The sequence below is a fragment of the Nocardiopsis metallicus genome (assembly GCF_014201115.1).
Classification (GTDB): domain Bacteria; phylum Actinomycetota; class Actinomycetes; order Streptosporangiales; family Streptosporangiaceae; genus Nocardiopsis; species Nocardiopsis metallicus.
This window is the reverse complement of the sequence record NZ_JACHDO010000001.1, coordinates 6,562,388-6,579,864: the sequence shown is the minus strand read 5'-3', so window position 1 is coordinate 6,579,864 and position 17,477 is coordinate 6,562,388. Positions and strand designations below refer to the sequence as shown.

The 17,477-nt window shown below is 68.1% G+C and carries 17 protein-coding genes; 12 read left to right on the top strand and 5 right to left on the bottom strand.

What is annotated here, in order from left to right; genetic code table 11:
- Positions 1-51 precede the first annotated feature (51 nt).
- The 11 genes from HNR07_RS28990 to HNR07_RS28940 all read left to right on the top strand — a co-directional run bounded on the left by HNR07_RS28990 (position 52) and on the right by HNR07_RS28940 (position 9,487).
- A complete protein-coding gene (locus HNR07_RS28990; RefSeq protein WP_184368709.1) occupies positions 52-939 on the top strand; it encodes a sugar phosphate isomerase/epimerase family protein in 888 nt (295 codons plus the stop codon).
- Positions 940-971: 32 nt separating this feature from the next.
- Complete coding sequence (locus HNR07_RS28985) at positions 972-1,556, top strand: DUF5753 domain-containing protein (protein ID WP_184368706.1); 585 nt, start codon at positions 972-974, stop codon at positions 1,554-1,556.
- Positions 1,553-1,924, top strand: coding sequence for a WhiB family transcriptional regulator (locus HNR07_RS28980; protein WP_312894008.1), 372 nt, complete (start codon positions 1,553-1,555; stop codon positions 1,922-1,924). The genes HNR07_RS28985 and HNR07_RS28980 overlap by 4 nt, the downstream gene beginning before the upstream one ends.
- Positions 1,921-2,844, top strand: coding sequence for a DUF6879 family protein (locus tag HNR07_RS28975; RefSeq protein WP_184368703.1), 924 nt, complete (start codon positions 1,921-1,923; stop codon positions 2,842-2,844). The genes HNR07_RS28980 and HNR07_RS28975 overlap by 4 nt, the downstream gene beginning before the upstream one ends.
- A 395-nt stretch (positions 2,845-3,239) precedes the next feature.
- Positions 3,240-5,243, top strand: a complete 2,004-nt coding sequence (locus tag HNR07_RS28970; RefSeq protein WP_312894007.1) for an ABC transporter ATP-binding protein — start codon at positions 3,240-3,242, stop codon at positions 5,241-5,243.
- Between the two features lie 144 nt (positions 5,244-5,387).
- Positions 5,388-6,242 (top strand): endonuclease/exonuclease/phosphatase family protein, encoded by an 855-nt coding sequence (locus HNR07_RS28965; RefSeq protein WP_184368700.1) that lies wholly within the window; start codon positions 5,388-5,390, stop codon positions 6,240-6,242.
- Entirely contained in the window at positions 6,242-6,832 is a 591-nt protein-coding gene (locus HNR07_RS28960; protein WP_184368697.1) for a hypothetical protein, read from the top strand. The genes HNR07_RS28965 and HNR07_RS28960 overlap by 1 nt, the downstream gene beginning before the upstream one ends.
- Before the next feature lie 105 nt (positions 6,833-6,937).
- On the top strand, positions 6,938-7,582 hold the full coding sequence (locus tag HNR07_RS28955; RefSeq protein ID WP_184368694.1) for a hypothetical protein: 645 nt from the start codon (positions 6,938-6,940) through the stop codon (positions 7,580-7,582).
- Entirely contained in the window at positions 7,579-8,415 is an 837-nt protein-coding gene (locus tag HNR07_RS28950; protein WP_184368691.1) for an integrase, read from the top strand. The genes HNR07_RS28955 and HNR07_RS28950 overlap by 4 nt, the downstream gene beginning before the upstream one ends.
- Complete coding sequence (locus tag HNR07_RS28945; protein ID WP_184368688.1) at positions 8,412-9,278, top strand: endonuclease/exonuclease/phosphatase family protein; 867 nt, start codon at positions 8,412-8,414, stop codon at positions 9,276-9,278. Before HNR07_RS28950 ends, HNR07_RS28945 begins: the two co-directional genes overlap by 4 nt.
- Positions 9,275-9,487, top strand: coding sequence for a hypothetical protein (locus HNR07_RS28940; RefSeq protein WP_184368685.1), 213 nt, complete (start codon positions 9,275-9,277; stop codon positions 9,485-9,487). The genes HNR07_RS28945 and HNR07_RS28940 overlap by 4 nt, the downstream gene beginning before the upstream one ends.
- Positions 9,488-9,723: 236 nt before the next feature.
- On the opposite strand, the gene HNR07_RS28935 is transcribed toward HNR07_RS28940, so the two are convergent.
- The 3 genes from HNR07_RS28935 to HNR07_RS28925 form a co-directional block, all read right to left on the bottom strand.
- A complete protein-coding gene (locus HNR07_RS28935; protein ID WP_184368682.1) occupies positions 9,724-11,493 on the bottom strand; it encodes a hypothetical protein in 1,770 nt (589 codons plus the stop codon).
- 85 nt (positions 11,494-11,578) lie between these two features.
- Positions 11,579-12,214: a hypothetical protein gene (locus tag HNR07_RS28930; RefSeq protein WP_184368679.1), complete on the bottom strand. Its 636-nt coding sequence runs from the start codon at positions 12,212-12,214 to the stop codon at positions 11,579-11,581.
- Between the two features lie 547 nt (positions 12,215-12,761).
- Complete coding sequence (locus tag HNR07_RS28925) at positions 12,762-13,889, bottom strand: hypothetical protein (RefSeq protein ID WP_184368676.1); 1,128 nt, start codon at positions 13,887-13,889, stop codon at positions 12,762-12,764.
- 49 nt (positions 13,890-13,938) lie between these two features.
- On the opposite strand from HNR07_RS28925, the gene HNR07_RS28920 reads away from it, so the two are divergent.
- Entirely contained in the window at positions 13,939-14,364 is a 426-nt protein-coding gene (locus HNR07_RS28920) for a hypothetical protein (protein WP_184368673.1), read from the top strand.
- 532 nt (positions 14,365-14,896) lie between these two features.
- Here the strand turns inward: HNR07_RS28920 and HNR07_RS28915 are convergent.
- The gene (locus HNR07_RS28915; protein WP_184368670.1) at positions 14,897-15,358 is read right to left on the bottom strand and encodes a hypothetical protein; all 462 of its coding nucleotides are present in this window, start codon (positions 15,356-15,358) and stop codon (positions 14,897-14,899) included.
- Positions 15,359-15,370: 12 nt separating this feature from the next.
- Complete coding sequence (locus HNR07_RS28910) at positions 15,371-17,476, bottom strand: hypothetical protein (RefSeq protein ID WP_184368668.1); 2,106 nt, start codon at positions 17,474-17,476, stop codon at positions 15,371-15,373.
- Position 17,477 lies beyond the last annotated feature (1 nt).

The window sequence follows — 17,477 nt, the reverse complement described above, 5'->3', positions numbered from 1 at the left end:
CAGAGCCCGTACCCGCCCCCGCAGCTTCCTCACCCCTGATGGAGATCGACCATGTCCGCCCCCTCCAGGTTCGGCTGCCTGAGCTGGACCAGCATGCCCTGCCGCCCCTTGAGCGAGCAGATCGCCCTGGCCGCAGCCCCCGGACTGGGGCAGCTGGAAGTGCACCTGCCCCAGGTGCTGGCCGAAGGGGCCCAAGCGGTGGCCAGCGCGCTGGCCCGGCACCGGGTGCGGGCGGTGGCCGCCACCGGCCTGATGCCCGGCTCCCTCCTGCACCAGGACCTGGACCTGCCCCGCCTGCGAGAAGGGTTGGCGGCCTTGGACCGACTCGGGTGCCCGGTGGCGGTGCTGACGTTGGACCACACCATCGGCGCCCCCTACCCGCAGGCTGAGCAGGCCATCCTGAAGCGGTTGCGCGCCCTGGTCGGCACGGCCGCCACCTACGGTGTGCGCCTGGCCGTGGAGGCGCTGGGCACCCCCGGCGGACACACCCCGGCCCAGGGCAGCGGCCCCGAGGCGGGGATCCGCACCCTGCTCCAGGTCGCCGAACTCCTGGACGGGCTCGGCCGCAAGTCCACCCGGGTGGGGGTGTGCGTGGATGCGGTCTCCTGGGCCGCCACCGGCGCCCACCTGGAGCACATCACCGGTCTGGGCCACCCCGTGCGCCACGTGCGGGTGGCTGACGCCCCCTGCTCCCGCAAGCTCCCTGTGGCCCAGTGGCGGCCCTCCCACCGGCTCATGGTCGGGGACGGGGCCCTGGACTGGTCCTCCTTTGGCACCGCGCTGGCCCAGGCGGACTACAGCGGCCCGTGGGCGTTGGCCGTGACCAACCCCGGCATCCGTTCCCTGCCCGGGCCAGAGCTGGTGGCCCGAGCCCTCGCGGCCACCCAGTACCTGCACTCGAGCACCACCAGCAAGCCTTCCGCCACCCGAGCGGCCTGAGCCAGACACCACACGAAAGGACGACCACCCCTATGAGCAGTGCGGCCACGCCAGAGTTGCCCCAGCAGCTACTGGACAGTCAGACCTGCCTCAGCGCCGACGAGCGCCAGGCCAGCATCGACGCCTTCAGCCCGGCCATCGTCCCAGGCCCGCTACAGACCCCCGCCTACGCGCGCGCCGTTCTGTCCGCCTGCGGAGTCACCAACCCCGCCACTCTGGAAGAGGCGGTGCAGCTGAGGATGGGCCGCGGCCACCATGTGCGCACCGATCACGGACACCCTCACCGCTACCTGCTGACCGAGCAGGCCCTGCACACCCCCTGGCTGGGGGCACAGGAGGTGGGTGAACAACGCGCGTTTTTGCGCGAGTGCGTTCAGCTTCTCCACCTGCGGGTTCGGGTCCTGCCGACATTCAGCCCCATCCCCTGGACCGGGGCGTTCGCGATCCTCACCTACGCCGAGGGCGAGGCATCGGTGAACGTGGAAACCCCCGCGGGCAGGTTGGTGGCCCCCCAGGAGATGGTGCCCGCCTACCGGGCCCACTTCGAGGCCTTGTTCGCTGCCGCCCAGCCCCTGTCCCGCGTGCTGGCAGCACACGAAGGGGCCGGTCCCCAGTGACACGACACAGCGCCGAGCCCACCAGCACTCGGACCACGGCCAAGAGCCGATACATGGCCCTGGCCAGGGAACTGGCGCGTGCGTGGGCCGATACGCCACCGGCGCCCCGCGAGCTCTACCAGGAAGGGCACTGCCGCTCACACCCCGACCTGCCTCCCGAGGCCTGGTTCCCCGCCCAGGGCCTGGGAGAGGTCGCTCGTCAGGCGCGCAAGGTGTGCCGCTCATGCCCGGTGCGGGACATCTGTCTGGCGTGGGCTCTTGAGGCCCAGATCGCCGACGGCATCTGGGGTGGCACCAGCCCCACCGATCGCAAATGGATCACGACCTCTGACATACCCGCCTACCTGCACAGCGAGGCTTTTGCATGAACCGCGCACACGAGCCCGCCCAAGTCCCCGAACCCCTGACCGGAGCCCCTTCCATGAACCCGCCGACCCGGCGCCACCGTGAACAGGACTGGGCGATGGTGGTGCGCAGGGCCGCCGCCCTGTGGGAAACCGAACCCCGCGACTGGCTCACCCCCGTCCAGGCCCGCGCCATCACCGGACTGGGCCCACAGCCGCTCAGCCAGCTCGCCGACGACGACCAGGTACGCACCCAGCGCACCTCGGGCGGGCACCGCCGCTACAACCGCGCCCACCTGATCGGCTACCTGCGCGAGCACGGTCATCCCCTCACACCCCTGGAGGGGGTGGTCGAACACGCCCGCATCCACGGCGCCGCCTTGGATCGCCCCGCCTACCACCAGCACGCCGCCCACACCCGCCGACGCTGCGATCTGAGCGGACCCATCTACCGGCTGGACCTGCACACCCACGCCGGGGACGACCAGGACCCCGCCTGGCAGGCCTGGCAGGAAGGAGATCGGGCGCGGGCCCAACAGCTGCTGAAGGAGGAGCTGCCCGCCCTGCAGGCCCAGCACCGTGCCGAACAGAACCGCGGCCTGCCCTGGCGCCGCATCTGGGTCGTGGACGCCCTGTCCACTACCTACCTGGAGTTTTTGGCCCGCGCCCACCGAGTAAAGGCCCAGGCGGGCGGCCAGATCCGGGTGCTCAACCCCGACCTGCTGCGGTCCTGGCAGGTGGACCAGTGGCCCGAGCTGGTCCTGTACCCCAACCGGCTCGTGTACGTGCTGCGCCACGCCTCGACCGGGCACCCCGAGGGTGCCCACCACGCCCTGCTGCCCGACCCGTTGGCACAGGCCGCCCGGCTCCAGCTGGAGCTGATGTGGCAACAGGCCGGACCTCGCTCCCTGGACCATCTCCTGGGCCGCCACAGCGGGCCCTGACCACCCCGACCGTGCTGGAGGCCACCAGGTCAGAACACACCCTGCGCGAGGTCGGGGTCGGGAAGGCCGCGACCACAACCCCGCACACGTCGGGGCGGTATCGGCGCCGCTTTCGGGGGGTGACTATCCCCCCGATTTTCCCGGGCACCACCAGCCCGGGCTGGTGGCCGAGAGCGCCCGGGGCCACCACCGGTTGGGGTCGCGAGCCCGGCCCGCCTTGTAGTGGCACCGATCTGGTCGGCCCAGAACACGAAAACACCTCGAAGAAGGTCACCGCCAGCGGACATGATCGCTGGCGTCCACCACCATCCACGACTTCAGGGAGACCCTCATGCACCGACATCGCCACCACGCCACACCCCAACCCCGCCCGCCCCGCATGGAAGGACCCTTGCGTGACCAGTGCCGCACAGCACACCCCCACCCCCACCGCCACCAGTACCAGCGCTGACCCCGCTGATGAGCACGAAGACCTGTCCCTGCCCGAGCTGAAGACCGCACGCTACTTCCACTTCCAGGAACAGGTCGCCACCGCCTCCTGGGCGACGATGGCCCGCCGCATGCCCTCCCTGCTCCGGCACGCCATCGTGCTGGCCTGGCAGAGCAGCCCCCGCGATGTGCTGGCCACCACCACCTTCAACATCGGAGTCGGTGCCGCCACCGCCTGGGCCCTGGTCGCCACCACCAGCGTGCTGGACCAGCTCTTCTCCACCGTCCCCACCCCTGACCGGGTGATGGCGGCCCTTCCCGCCCTGGTGTGGCTGGCGGCCGCGCTGGTGACCCGCGGGGCGTGCTCAGCTCTGGCAGGCCGGGCCCAGGCGCGCCTGGAACCGCAGGTGGTGGTCACGGCCGAGGAACGCTTCATGGGCGATGCCACACACGTGGAGCTGGCCGCCTTCGACGACTCCGACTTCCACGACCACCTCTTCCGCTGCTACCTGCGCGGCTGTGACGAGGGCGGCGCGCTGGTGCGCCATGCCACCGACGTGCTGACCGGCCTGGTGAGCGTCGTCGCCGCGGCCGGGGTCCTGACCGCGCTGCACCCGGTGCTGGTGCCCCTGCTGCTGCTGACGATGGTGCCCCAGTGGTGGGGGTCGGCCGCCGCCTCACGTCTGCGGTACCGCACGATGCTGGCCATCACCCAAGGGCGCCGCCGCAAGCACCTGGTCGAAAGGCTGATGATCGACCGCACCACCGCTGCGGAGGTGCGCTCCTACACTATGGCCGACCGGTTGACCTCGGCGTTCTCCAAGCTCGCCCGGCACGAGCTGGCCGTGCACATGCGTCTGGCCACCCGCATGGTCACCATCCGCCTGGCCGGTGACACCGCCAGCGGCCTGGTCATGGGCCTGGTCTTCGTGGTGTTGGGGTGGCTGCTCGTCCAGGAGATCGTGCCGATCGCGACCGCCGGAGCCGCGGTGGTCGCCATCCAGGTCGCCCGCGGCGCACTGAGCCGGGCCCTGTCCTCGGTCGCCCAGGTGTATGAGTCGGGCCTGTACTTCTCCGACTACCTCAACTTTCGCCAGGAAGCCCGCACCCGCCTGCCCGGCCAGGACCTGGCCCCGGCCCCGGCCGGTTTCGACCAGATCTTGGTCGAGAACGCCACCTTCACCTACCCGCAAAGCGCCGGTGAGGACGAGGAGGGCACCCAGCGCCGCGCAGCGCTGCAAGGGGTCTCGGTGACCCTGCGCCGAGGCCAGACCGTCGCCCTGGTGGGAGAGAACGGGTCGGGCAAGACCACGTTGGCCAAGCTGTTGTCGGGCCTGTACACCCCCCAACAGGGCACGGTGTGCTGGGACGGCACCGACCTGGCCGGGGTGGACGGGGACAGCCTGCGCTCCAAGATCGCCGTCATCGCCCAGGACCACACCCACTGGCCGCTGACCGCACGCAGCAACGTCACCATGAGCAGCCCCCGCGACACCGGCCGGCTGGAGCGTGCCGCCCAGGCCGCCGGAGCCGACACCGTGATCGCCACCATGCCCGCCGGCTGGGACACCCTGCTCGACAAACAGTTCGCGCACGGCTACGAGCCCTCCGGTGGCCAGTGGCAGCGCCTGGCCGCGGCCCGAGGCTTCTACCGGGGCGACGACGGCACCGAGGTGCCTTTGCTCATCGCCGACGAGCCCACCGCCGCCCTCGACGCACGCGCTGAGCACAGGTTCTTCTCCTCCCTGCACGCCCATGCCCACCGCACGGGAAGCGCAGTCGTGCTGATCACGCACCGGCTCGCGTCAGTTCGCATGGCCGACCTCATCATCGTGCTCGACCAGGGCCGAGTGGTCGGCCAGGGCACCCACGAGGAGCTGATGGCCATGGGGGACCAGACCCCCTACCGGGAGCTGTGGAACCTGCAGGCCAACGCCTACCGTCCCAGCGACCTGACCGACACCACGTGATGCCAGCCCGGGCAGCGGCCAAAAACCGCTGACCGGGCACCCCAACGCGGACCCCACTAGGTGGGGTCCGCACCTTCAGGGGTGGGCGCCACCGCAGAGCACACGGCAACGCCCGCCCCTGCCCACCATCCCAGGAAGGACCCCATGGCCCCCATCACCGTCGTGTCCCAGAACATGTCCCACTCCGGCCTATACCACAGCAATGGAACCCCCGACCCTGACCGGTGGGACGGACTCATGCACACCATCGCCCAGCACCGGCCCGACGTGCTGCTCCTGCAGGAGGTCGGCCGGTGGAGCGGGCACAACCGGCAGCCGATCGCCCGCGCCGAACGGGACTTGGGCCTGCGCATGGTCGGTATCGTCACCGTCTCGGCCAACGGCGGCACCGCGGTGATGATCAACCCCGCCACGGTGGGGTGGGAGGAGTGGGAGGACCGCTACAGCGGCGAACTCCACCACGGGTTCGGGGTCGCCGTCCTGCGCCTGCCTGACCTGGCCACCCCGCTGGCGGTGATCAGCGCCCACCTGACCCCCTACTCCGCCGCGGCCGCCGCTCAGGAAGCCCAGGTACTGATCGCCCGCGCCTACCGCTACGGCGGTGTGGGGATCATCGGCGGCGATATCAACCACTTCCCCCTCGACTCCCACGCCATCCCCGACCCGGACACCATCCCGCCCTACAACCGCTCCTCACGGTGGATCCGGGAGCAGGACGGCACCTACTCCCCCAACCGGATCGTCGCCCGCACCCTGGCCACAGGGGGCCTGAGCGACGCAGCCGCTCTGGTGGCCCAACGCGCCGGCGACACCTCACTGCTGGGCGCGACCGGGCGCGGTCGATGCAGGGTCGACCAGTTCTGGCTCACCCCGCCTCTGACCCCTGCGGTGGTGGACTACCAGGCCCACGCCCACGAGTTCTCCGACCACCACCTGGTCCTGACCCGCCTGGACCCGGCCCGGGTGGACCTGAACGCCGCACTCCCGGAATGGATCTAATGCTGCAACCCCTGGATATGGCCTCCTCACGGTGGCCGGACCGCGCCGTGCCGCACCTGTACCTGCTCCCTGACCTTGCCGATGAGCACAACGCTGGCTTCGCTCAGCTGGCCGCAGGCTGCCACGACCTGCTCGCCCACCAGTTCAGCGCCCTGATGGATCCGGTACCGACCCGGTGGTGGCATGCCACCGTGCGGATGCTCTCGCCCCTCCACGCCACCGTGCCCTCACCGGAAACACTGCACGCCCTGGCACGCGAACTGCAGCCGCACCTGGACCACCAACCCCCTCTGACCTTGCAGGCCACCCCCGTCCTGGGGCCCTGGAGTGTGCGGGTGGGCCTGGAGCCCACCGAGCACTTCACTGACCCGGTCAGGGTGTGCACTCAGGTAGCGGCCCGGGTCCTGGGACCCGAACACTCGGGTGATTCCTACCGGCGTGCGCACATCACCGCCGGGTACTGCCACACCGCAGGCGATGACGCACCGTTGAGCGCGGCGCTGCGCGCCCTGGGCTCCAGGCCGCTGCGCCTGTCCTCGATGTCCCTGGTGATGGCCATCCAACGCCAGGGACCGCGCCGGTTCGAATGAGCCGAACCGGTGGCGACCTTCCCCCTGGGCGGCGCCCTCCAGCAGGACCCGCCGTGAACAGTCCCACCCCACCACCCCCGTGACAGACCGCAGAAAGGACGGCCCGTGCACCCCTTCATCGGCCACGGCACAGCCCAGTGGCCCCCCAACAGCCATGTCCCGCACCTGTACCTGATCCCCGACCGGCAAGACCAGAGGAACCAAGGGTTCTTCGACCTCGCCCGCCGCCACCGCACCATCCTCACCACCAAGTTCACGCACCTGCTCACCCCGGTCCAGGAGCCGTGGCTGCACGCCACGGTCCAGATGGTCACCAACCCCCACGCCCCACCCCTGAACAAGCCGGTGATGGGCGAGCTCATCGACCGACTGCACTCCCAGCTGGAGCCGCTAGCGGCGTTCACACTTCAGGCCGCACCGCACGTGGGCAGGTATGGGCCCAGCCTGGACCTGGCACCAGATGAGGATTTCGACCAGCTCGTCGAGGTGACCGGCACGGCCTTGGGCACCGTCCTGGGCCAGGCCCGCGCCTCCTACCGCACCGGCGCCCCGCACATCACCACCGGCTACTGCCACACCAACGGCGACTCCGGGCCGGTGGCCAGCGCCCTGCGCGCCTGCCGCCCCTCCCGCGCCGAGCCGGTGTTCTCCCAGGTGGCGTTGGTGATGGTCACCCAGGACGCCGATCGCCACACCTACCAGTGGGAGCCCCCGCTGGCCCTCTTCGACCTGCAGGGGGCCGCCCGGTGAGTCTCATCCGCTCCACCGTGGCGGCCGGCTCTGCTCACCACCCCAACGAGGACTGGATCCGCGCCACCCCTACAGCGATGGTGCTGCTGGACGGGGCCGGCGGCCCCGCTGAACTGGCCAACGGCTGCCCTCACGGCACCGCCTGGTACGTGCACCAGCTCGGCTGCACCCTGCACACCCTGCTCACCCGCCCTGACCACCACCTGTCCACCCTGCCCGCGTTGTTGGCCCAAGCCATCACCACCGTCGCCGCCACCCACCCCGACTGCGACCTGACCCACCCGGGCACCCCCTCAACCACCGTGGTGGCCCTGCGCCAGAGGCCCGGCCAGGGGTGGGACCACCTGGTGCTGTCCGACTCCACCCTGATCCTGCAACCCCCCGGCCAGGAACTGATCGTGGTGTGCGATGACCGCATCGACACCATCGCCCCCACCGAGAAGGCCGCAATGGAGTCCCACCAGCTGGGCACCAGCGCACACCAGCGGCACCGCATCGCCAAGGTCGAACGCGAACGCACCATGCGCAACATCGAAGGTGGGTACTGGGTCGCGGCCGCCGACCCAACCGTGAGCGACCAAGCCCTGACGGGCTCCGTTCCCTCCCTTGACCGTGCGGTGCTGCTCAGCGACGGCGCCGCACGGTGGCTCGGTTTCACCCACCGCGGCCCGCGAGAGCTGTTGCAAGCCTTGGACGAGGTCGGCCCGGACGGGGTCATTGGTCAGGTGCGCGGCTTTGAGGCCCAGGACCCCACCGGCACCCGGCTGCCCCGCCCTAAAGCAGCCGATGACGCCGCGATCGTTGATGCCCGTCTGAACAGGAGCCCCGTATGAGCCACCCCCACACGGACACGATCCGAGTTCTGATCTTCAACGTCCGCAAACGCGACGAACTCCAGGAGAACTTGCCCGATTTCACCGACCACATACGTGCCATCGCCGCGCACGACCCCGATGTGGTCCTGCTGCAGGAGCTGGACGGCACCACCGGCAAACCGCTCGCACCAAACGGGCGCCCCGCGCCCGGGGCCGCGGTGGACACCCGCCAGGCCGAACGGCTCGCCCACTCCCTGGGCATGCGCATCCGCATCGCCGACGCACCCGTGTCCACGGTGCACACCGCCATCGCCTGGCGCCCCGACCTGGAACTGCTGCACTGGGAGGAGCTGTCGGATCGACCTTTCCATCACGGCCAGTCACTGGCCCTCCTTCAGGGCCCCGGCTGGGCTGACCCCATCACCTTCGCCAGCGTCCACTTCGACCCCTTCAGTACCTGCCACGCCGCAGAGGAGGGCCGTCACCTCATCGAGCCGCTGCTCAAACACAGCCCGCTCGCCTTGGCTGGTGGGGACTTCAACACTCCCACCCGCACCGATGTTCAGCGGGGTGTGGACTGGGCGAGCCTGCCCCCGCACAACCGCTCCGCCCGTCTGGTGGCCGACGGCGGGCCGCCGCGCCCCAACTTGGAACTGGACCACGTACTGGCCCTGGCCGACCTGGCCGACCCGGCCGAGCGCTTGCACGCCCAGAGCGGCGACCCCGAGCTGATCGCTGCCACCGGCAAGGGAGGCCTGCGGGTGGACCGGTTCCACCTCACCCAACCGTTGCTGGAGCACGTGGTGGACTGTCGCCCCGTGCCAGGCCACGAGGCCAGCGACCATGTACCGGTCCTGCTCACCCTCACAGCAACCGTATGAGGCCACACACCCACCCCAGCCTGGCGGCCTTCATCAACTCATGTATCGCCATCGGGCTGTGCCTCATGGGCGCGGCCGTGCTGATCGCGATCACCGGTGCTCCGCCCGTGCTGTTGATCACGGCCGCGCTGATCACCGGGGCCGCTGGTGGCCTGTGGATCACTGAACTGCTGGGATGCTTCACCCCCCGGCCACGCAACGCCGGCTGAGAACGGGGTGGCGACCCTCACCGAGGGTTTGCCACCCCACGCCCGTGACCAGAACCGGCCCCGGGCCCATATGTCACCGCGCAAGACCGCGAGCGCCTCCAGGACCCGAACAGCCGAGGTGAAGGTCCAGGCCAGGGCCACGCGGGCGGAAGGAGCAATGCCGTCTTGGTAGTGAGTCTCTCCGCCAGGGCCAGGCACTGCGGTAAGGCTGACGCCTGCAGCACCAGGGTGCGCGTTCAGTTGCTCGTCTCCTTGGCGGGAAACGGTGACGTGGGCGCGAGCTGGTCGGCGTCGAACACTTCGCCCTCGCCCTGCAGTGGACGCTGTTTGCCGAGGTGCACCTTGTACTGGGCCGGCGGCGTCAACGGCTCCATGTTCTGAGAGCTGTCCTCCACCCGTGCGGCCACCACGGTCCCGGGACGCTCAGCGTGTTCCCCTGAGACGACTTGCACCCGGGTGCCGAGGGGGATCGCGCCGATGGTGCGGGCCAGCACCGGGGCGGCGATGTTCTCCGCCCAGGGGGTCAGGAGCACATGCGCGGCGCACTGGGAGCCTCCCCAGGCCACGCTTCGGCCGCGCCCGCCGTACCGGTGGCGGTCGGTGCCGTGGAGAGTCGGTGGCCATTCCCGGTGCACCCACGCCCAGGCCGAGGAGACCTCATCAGCCAGGTCGCACTGGTCCACGTCGTGCCCCAAACCCCGCAGAGCGGCCGGAACGAAAGCGTAGAAGCGCTCGTGGCTGCGCAGCAGCCACACCGTCCGTGCCAGCAGCTCGTCGTTGTGGGCGTCGGGGTGTTGAGCGGCGACCGTGTAGCGGGCCAGCGCCAGCAAGGCACACACCCCTACCCCGTCCCAACTGCCTGCCCCCCACCGCGGTTGGGCCTGCTCACACATCTGGCCCGCGTCCTGCCAGGCCCGCCACCACGGTCCACGGCGCTGAATCGGTTCCACCGGGTGGGTGGGGACCTGGACTTGCGCGGCCGAGCCGACCCATTGAGCCAGAGCGGCCCAGGCCAGGCCACCGTGGTCCAGGTGCTGGTCAACCGCGGTTTGCACCACCACGGTTCGCTGCCGTTGCCATGGCTCGGGGAACGCGGTCTCCATCGCCGTGACCGCTTCCCTGGCCCGTTGCGGGGCGTCGGGGTGAGCCACCATCTGCGCCAACACCGCGAGCCGGTCCTTGCCCTGCGCCCGCGGTTTACCCACCCATGCATGCCACCACAGCAGAGCGAGGACCCCTAGCTGGTTGGTCAGGTGGCCATCAGCGCCCGCACTCAGGTGAGGGGCCAGCATCTCCACGACCGTGAGCACGTCGTGGTCCCAGGGCTCCACCAGGCGCTGCTCCCCCAAAAGCAGGGGTTCCCAGACGGGGTAGAGGGATTCCACGCTCCGCCCACGTCCCGGGGGGTGGGCGCGGCCAGCCACACACGCCAGAGCGGTGTGTAGATGGCGCTCGATCATCCCCGCGTCGCCTTCCAACACCGCCTGCACAGCCTGGGCGCGGATCATGTCGCAGGTGGGCAAGCACGCTTGCGCCGCGGCCATGCTCGCCAGGATCCGCACCCGTGTAGTGAGGGCATCCTCAGCCAGTTCCTGCTCAACACGGGAGGTGAGGACGTCGAGGTCGCTGATCCACCTGCGGAGCTGGGCGTAGGCTCCGGCCGACTCTGCGATGGCCCCTGCCCGCTCGGGGAACGGGTCAGGTTCTCTCAGCAGATTGGTGATCTGGGGGCAGGGAGGCAAGGACTCGGTGACGGGTACGGGAGCCAGGCAGGCCCGGTACCTCTCCGGGGTGGGTTTGGTGCGCACCCAGGCCAGAGCGATCGCGTAGGCGGCGGCTCGCCCCGTTTTGTGCCCTTGGCCCAGCAGCTGTGCCACCGCGTCGTCGGCGCGCGCATGGCTGCCCACGAGCGTGGTCAGCAGCGGTGCTGCTTCTGCCGGGGAGCAGGTAGGGTTCCCGGCGCTGTCGGTGGGTAGGTGAGCGAGGAGCTCGTCAGCGGTGGCCACTCAGGAGGCCCTTCATCGGGGGGTACGAACGCGTCGTACCTTACTTGCCCGCTTCACGATCCCCGGTAGGCGTGAGGGCGTAGGGCTAGTGCGCATGCAGGAGCAGACCCCGCAGGAGCGCACCCCTGGACGTGAGTCGATAGCCGACACCATCCGGATCTGGCTGGTAGGCCAAGGTGCGCAGCATCGTGGCCGGCGGCTCGCTCTCGGCCCACCCAAGGGGGTCGAAGCTGCGCAGCTCCTCCATGTGCGGCAGATAGGACATCGACTGTGCGATGCCGGTCATGTCCACTCGTCTCGGCCCGGAGTGCGGCACGACTCCCCACAGCTGTGCGGTCGTGCCCTGCTCGTACAGGGCCTCCGTCGCGAGCATCAGCATGGACAGAAAGAAATCGTCGGGGTCATAGCCGCTCTCCAGACGGATCCACTCAGGGGAGCGGTCAGCCAGCAGACGCAGCAGTACGCCCACCTGCTCCCACACGACCGCGTGTGCATGCGGTGAGGCCACCCCCTCCAACACCACACCAACAGGCGGCCGGACATGGCTGTGCGGAGTGATCCCGGACAGAAGCTGGGCGGGTTCCTGCCCGGTCAACACAACGACGGTCTCGCTCACACGGCCAGGAGCGTTACCGACCACGACGAGGTCATCCTCGGGGCCGACCGGCGCCCAGGGAAGTGGCGCTGTATCGAGGGCGAGCACCACATGGGTTACCAACACGATCTCCTCAAGGGGGGGTGGGCCCTGACGTTCGCACACTACCGAGAACGGGGCAGGAGGCCGCCGAGTGGATACCTCGTCGGGAACCAGGCGTCTTCACCCGCAGACCGGCGCGGGGCCGCGGCTCGGGGAGCCCTGCGCAGCGAGCCAGGGGGTGCTGTGTGGTGGATGCCCACTCCTCCAGCCCCTTGGAAAGCGGGCTCAGGTAGTTGGGCTACGTCCACATCCGGCCATGAAGACTCCTGCCCAGGCCAGCGCCAGCCCGGCCGAGTCGGGCATCATGAACGCCATGAGCTCACCCCCACCTGGCGCACCGTGATGACCACCCCGAAGGAAGGGCGCCCTCCCCTGTCCGAGTCTGGTGGAAGGCCCCGGGTCTGGGCCCATGTTCGCGAAATACCCGGGGCCCGGGTCATGACCAGCCCTATCGAGGTTGGGGTGTTGCTCGTGCACCGGGACGGCCCCTACGGCGGAGTCCTGATGTCCCACCCCACCCCCACGCTCTCACCCAGGAGGTGAGAGCCAAGGCAGCTGAAGGCGACAGCTACTACAGGGCCACCTGTGTAACAATCTCCCACCGGGTGGTGCAGCTGGCCCACTCATCGAACCGCTGGCGGACCACAGCCAGGGACTCAAACTCAACCGTGATTGGTGACGGGCGGCCCAGCGCTTCCACCAGCTCCTCGACCACCGCGGGGGTGTGGCACCGGGCCAGGGGCAGATGCGCGGTCGCGGTGAACCCACCATGCGCGCCCATCGTTCCCAGGACCCCCTCAGCGAGCTCGCGCACGAGGCGCTGCAGGGGCTCCACCCCCTCGGTGAACTCGTCCAGGTAAATGCCCACCTCTCGCGGAGTTCCGGTGGGGATCAGTCGCAGATCACCCTGCACCGGTAAGGTCTGCCCCGTAGTCGTAACCTTGCGTGCCAGGGCCGCAGCCAGCGCGCCCACATCCGCCGCGGACAGGTTCTTCCCCCAGACGATGGGCCACGCCAGTTCACCGGCCGAGACCGCGCTCACCACATGTGAGTGAGCGGCCCAGGTAGGCAGCAACCGCTCCACCACAGCAGTGAGCTCGCCCCCTTGCCGTGGGAGGACCGCGATCACGGTGATCTCATCACCAGCACGCACCCACTCATCACTCACCCGGGACATGATCGGGGCACCCGGGGACGGGTCGGGTCGGGCCGGGTCCGCCAGAGCGTCCAGGTGCAGCCCCGTGATGATCGGCCCAACTCTCACGTGGTGGGCGATGCGTGCCAGCAGGTCGGTGTTCTCCCCCAGCACCGCCGCCGCTTCCTCGCGTGCGACCTCCTCAGAAACCGGGTGCCGTACCGAGATGTAGGCGAGCTCGTCCCGAGCCACATCAGCGATCTCACCGAGCACCTTCTCCTCAACGCCGTGTTCGACCAGGTACTGGAGCTGTGCGTGTGCGGCGACTGCGAGCATGCGGGCCAGAACCAGCGCGGAAGGTGGGTCGGTGCTCAGGGTGGTGCGTAGTTTCTGACCTACTTCCCTCAGCGCGGCGTACCGCACTCTCACCCCCGCGTGGTGAGCCACCAGGAGCATGGCGGCGAGCCGGTGGCGAGCCGCCTCGCCCCATACGGCCTCGTCAACGCCTGGGCATTCGCGTGGATGTTCCAGAGTTAGGCGGAGGGGCTCTTGGGGGGCTCTCATGGGGCCAGCGTAACCGCCCTGCGGTAGGCACTGAAAGCCACGATAGGTTATGGCTGTTGAAGCCGATTCCAGCCTTTTCTTTCAGTATCGGCAGTGTAAAGGAGAACCACTGAGCACCATGGATCATCCACTGATCGGGATCGATGCTCGTTTAATCGCCCCTGATATCCCCTTCGACGATGAACCGCGTTTGGAGATACGGGTAGAGAAAGAAGTCGATCGGCTCACTCTGGCTGAACTGGATGACCACATCAACCTGCTGCATAGGTTGAGGGAGGGTGCCGTCCAGCCAGTTGTGCGGGTTGTGAACCACCTCATGTGGGCCCTGGATGTGGGCCAGGTTGAGGCTGAGCGAGCCGCACAGGTGTTGGCAGACAAGGGTCATGTTCTTGAGGACTCGGCGACGGCATGGTGGGTGCTGCGCCAAAGCCCCACGACCCTGCGCGTGCTAGTGAACCCTGAGGAGATCCCCTGACCCTGTTGGACCCCACCGTTGCACCCGGTAACGAACGTGAGCGCACGCTGCTGGGGATGCTTCTCGGCGTGGACCCTGGTGGATCACCTGCCCCGGAGCGCCGCTACATGAGCATGTACGGGCTCGTCCTAGATCAGGGCCGCTTCTGGACCCCAAATCCTTTTCCAGACGCATGGGAGGGCTTCCAAGGGGAGCAAACGTGGTGCTTCATGGCCTCCGGGAGAATGGCTGACAATATCCCTGAACTCCACTATGTGGAAGGATATGCGTTCTCTGGTGACTTCGATTTCCCCATTGGCCACGCCTGGTGTGCCCGAAGTGATGGGCGTGTGGTCGATCCTACCTGGGGCGACGCGGGAACCGCGTACTACGGTGTGGCGCTAACCCAGGCTTTCCGCCGCCTGCAGCACGATCCACTCTTGGGGCAGACCTCGACCCTGGTACAGGTCGCGCCGAGCGACCTCTTGGAGCACGGGCTACCCAAGACAGCCCGTGCCCCATGACCTCGGAAAGCAATCAGCGATAATCTCCCCTAGGAGTGGCGCCCGCACCACGAATCGCTGTCCAGGGAATCCAGCTCCTGCTCCTCATCCGCTGAGAGACCTAGAATGAAAGCATCCCAGGCCTGCAATTCTTCGAGCTCTTTATTCTGGGCTGGCTCGACACGGGCGACCTGACCATTCTGCAGCGTGAAGATGACTGCTTCACCCGCCGACTCAACCTTTTCCCAGGTCAGTGCTCGGCGGCGACAGAGTTCGAGGTTATAGACTCGCACACCTGAGCTGGGGTCATCGGAACCAGGCGCGATCGGTCGGATCCACAACAGGTTCTCTTCATCTTGGTCGAGTCGGCAGTGTCGAGCGAGGGCCGCCCGGAAGACCACCTGCCCACCTGGATCCGTAACGACGAGCTGTGCGCCTGCATCGGCGTCATCGCCGGTAGGACTATGAGATCCACTGAGCAATCCTTCTACGATCCGCTGCCATTCAGGCATCTAACACCCTTTCTAGACGGTGACTACCTGGTCGATTGCTTTACCCCCAAGCTGGGTGACGCCCTTTTTCTTCAGCACAGAAAGAACCTTTTTCTTTTCCGCCCCGTCCTTGCATATGATTCGACTGGGTGCGTGCACTCCAAGCAAATCAAGCCCGTTTTTCACCATGACTTCGTTACTCCCCCCGGAGAACTCCGCGATCTTTTTCGGGTCCTTGGTCAAGGATCCGGAGTGCAGGTGGTGATCAGGGTTGATGGCGCCGAAATGGTCTGAGGGGTATCCGTAGATACTGGTGTTGTCCAGGACTTTCAAGGGGTCGTCCCACACGAGTTTGGGCCCGTGCGAGATCGTGCTCTTGCGCACGCGCATGAAGACTGATCCCGCACCGCCGGTGAACTTGTCTTGTTGCTCGCTCATACCCAGGCCGGTGGAGATGCCCATGGTGGCTCGGCGTTCGGTGGAGGCCAGCACTCCTGTAGCGAGGATGTTGGCCAAGTTCCCGCCGGTGACACTGTGGGCGAGGGACTTGCCTTCCCATGCCTTGTTCAGGACCTCCTTGTCGTTGCCCAGATCGAAGCGTCCCCAGGTCAGCCACCCCCCAGCCGCCTTGGGCTTGGGGTCGTAGCCTGTGCTGGCGGCCAGCTCCGCACCGTTGGTGAACCCAACAGAGGTTGCGACGGCCTCACGCACGAGACGAACCTTCTTCGGAAGGCACGCTGCGGCGGCTTCGATCTGCCACCCCTTGGCGAGGGAGGACAGGCCGTCGGCGTTCAGCCCGACCGCCTGGTGGGCGTTCTGGTGGAAGAGCTCCTGCAGCTGCAGCTCTTCCATCTGGTCGGCCTTGGCCAACGCCTCCTTGACAGCAGGCTTGTTCCCGAGCCCTTGGGCGTGGATGTTGTTGGTCAGGTAGGTCCACTCCGCTTCCCGGGGGGACATGGCTCTGTTGACCAGGTGCAACGCCCCTAGGCGTTTGACGAGGTCCTGGCCGTGTCCGGATCCCTGCGGCGCATGCACCTCCAACTGACCGCGCAGGCTGTACTCGCTCTTGTTCTCGGAGTTGGCTGCGTGGGGGCGGTAGACGGCTGTATACCCGTCCCCCAAGTCGATCTCGTACTCCTTACCCTTGGCGGGAGACCGGCTGGTGCCGTCCCAGCTGGTGGTTCCGGTGGACAAGTCGATGTTGGCCTTGATGCGGCTGGCGTCGCGGAGCTTCGCGGTCAGCAGACCATGTGGCGATTCTTCCGTGGGGGCGGGCACCATCTTGGTGACGGTGACCATGCCGCTGTGCTCATACGGCCCGATCTTGGGAACCTTCCCGCCTTGGGCGTAGGGGACGGTCCCGGCCTTGTCGATACGGTCCTGCATGGTGTTGAGCCAGTTCTTGTACACGCCAGCCATGACAAGTTCGTCCTGGGTGGAGTCGGAGTTGTCCAACACCTCCTGTACCGCCGTCGTCGCGTTGTTCAGGTAGTCGAGCGTCTTCTGTGGGATCGGCTGGTCGTGCTTCAGCCTGTGGTTGATGGACACCGCCGTCTTGGAACAGAGCTCATAGAGCTGCTTGTCCTGGTCAAGGGGCAGTCGCCCATGGATCTCCTCTTCGACCTGGACGGGGACGAGCTTTTCTTCGGACAGCGCTAGGGCGTCCATCAGTTTGGCTTCAGCGTCTTCGTTCAGCGTGGTCAGCAACACCTCGCGAGGCCCAGCCTCGTCGGTGGAGTGGTACGAGATGAGGGTGGCTGCAGAGTCCTGCAGGTCCGCCCCGCCCACCAGTACCGGGACGCCGGCCGCCACTCCTTCAGGGGGAGTTTCAGGGACCGGCAGTGCTGCTTCTGAGGCCATGGCATCCGGAGTAACCAAGGACGTCTCGGGGACGTCTGGGGACAACTCGTGGGCCCCCGCAGGTTCCTCCTCTTCCCCCTCAGCGGCCCCAGGAGCAGGCGCAAGGTTCTCTTCGCTTGGCGGTTGTTCCTGTTGCAGGTGGGGTTCAGGAGCGATGAGTTCGGTGATGTCTTCACCCCATGCGGCCTGCTCCTCCTCGACCACGATCTCTTCTGGGGCGAGCTTGATGGTGGGGGCGGTGGCGTACGTGGCGTGCGTCGTCTTTCCAGAACTGCCCATG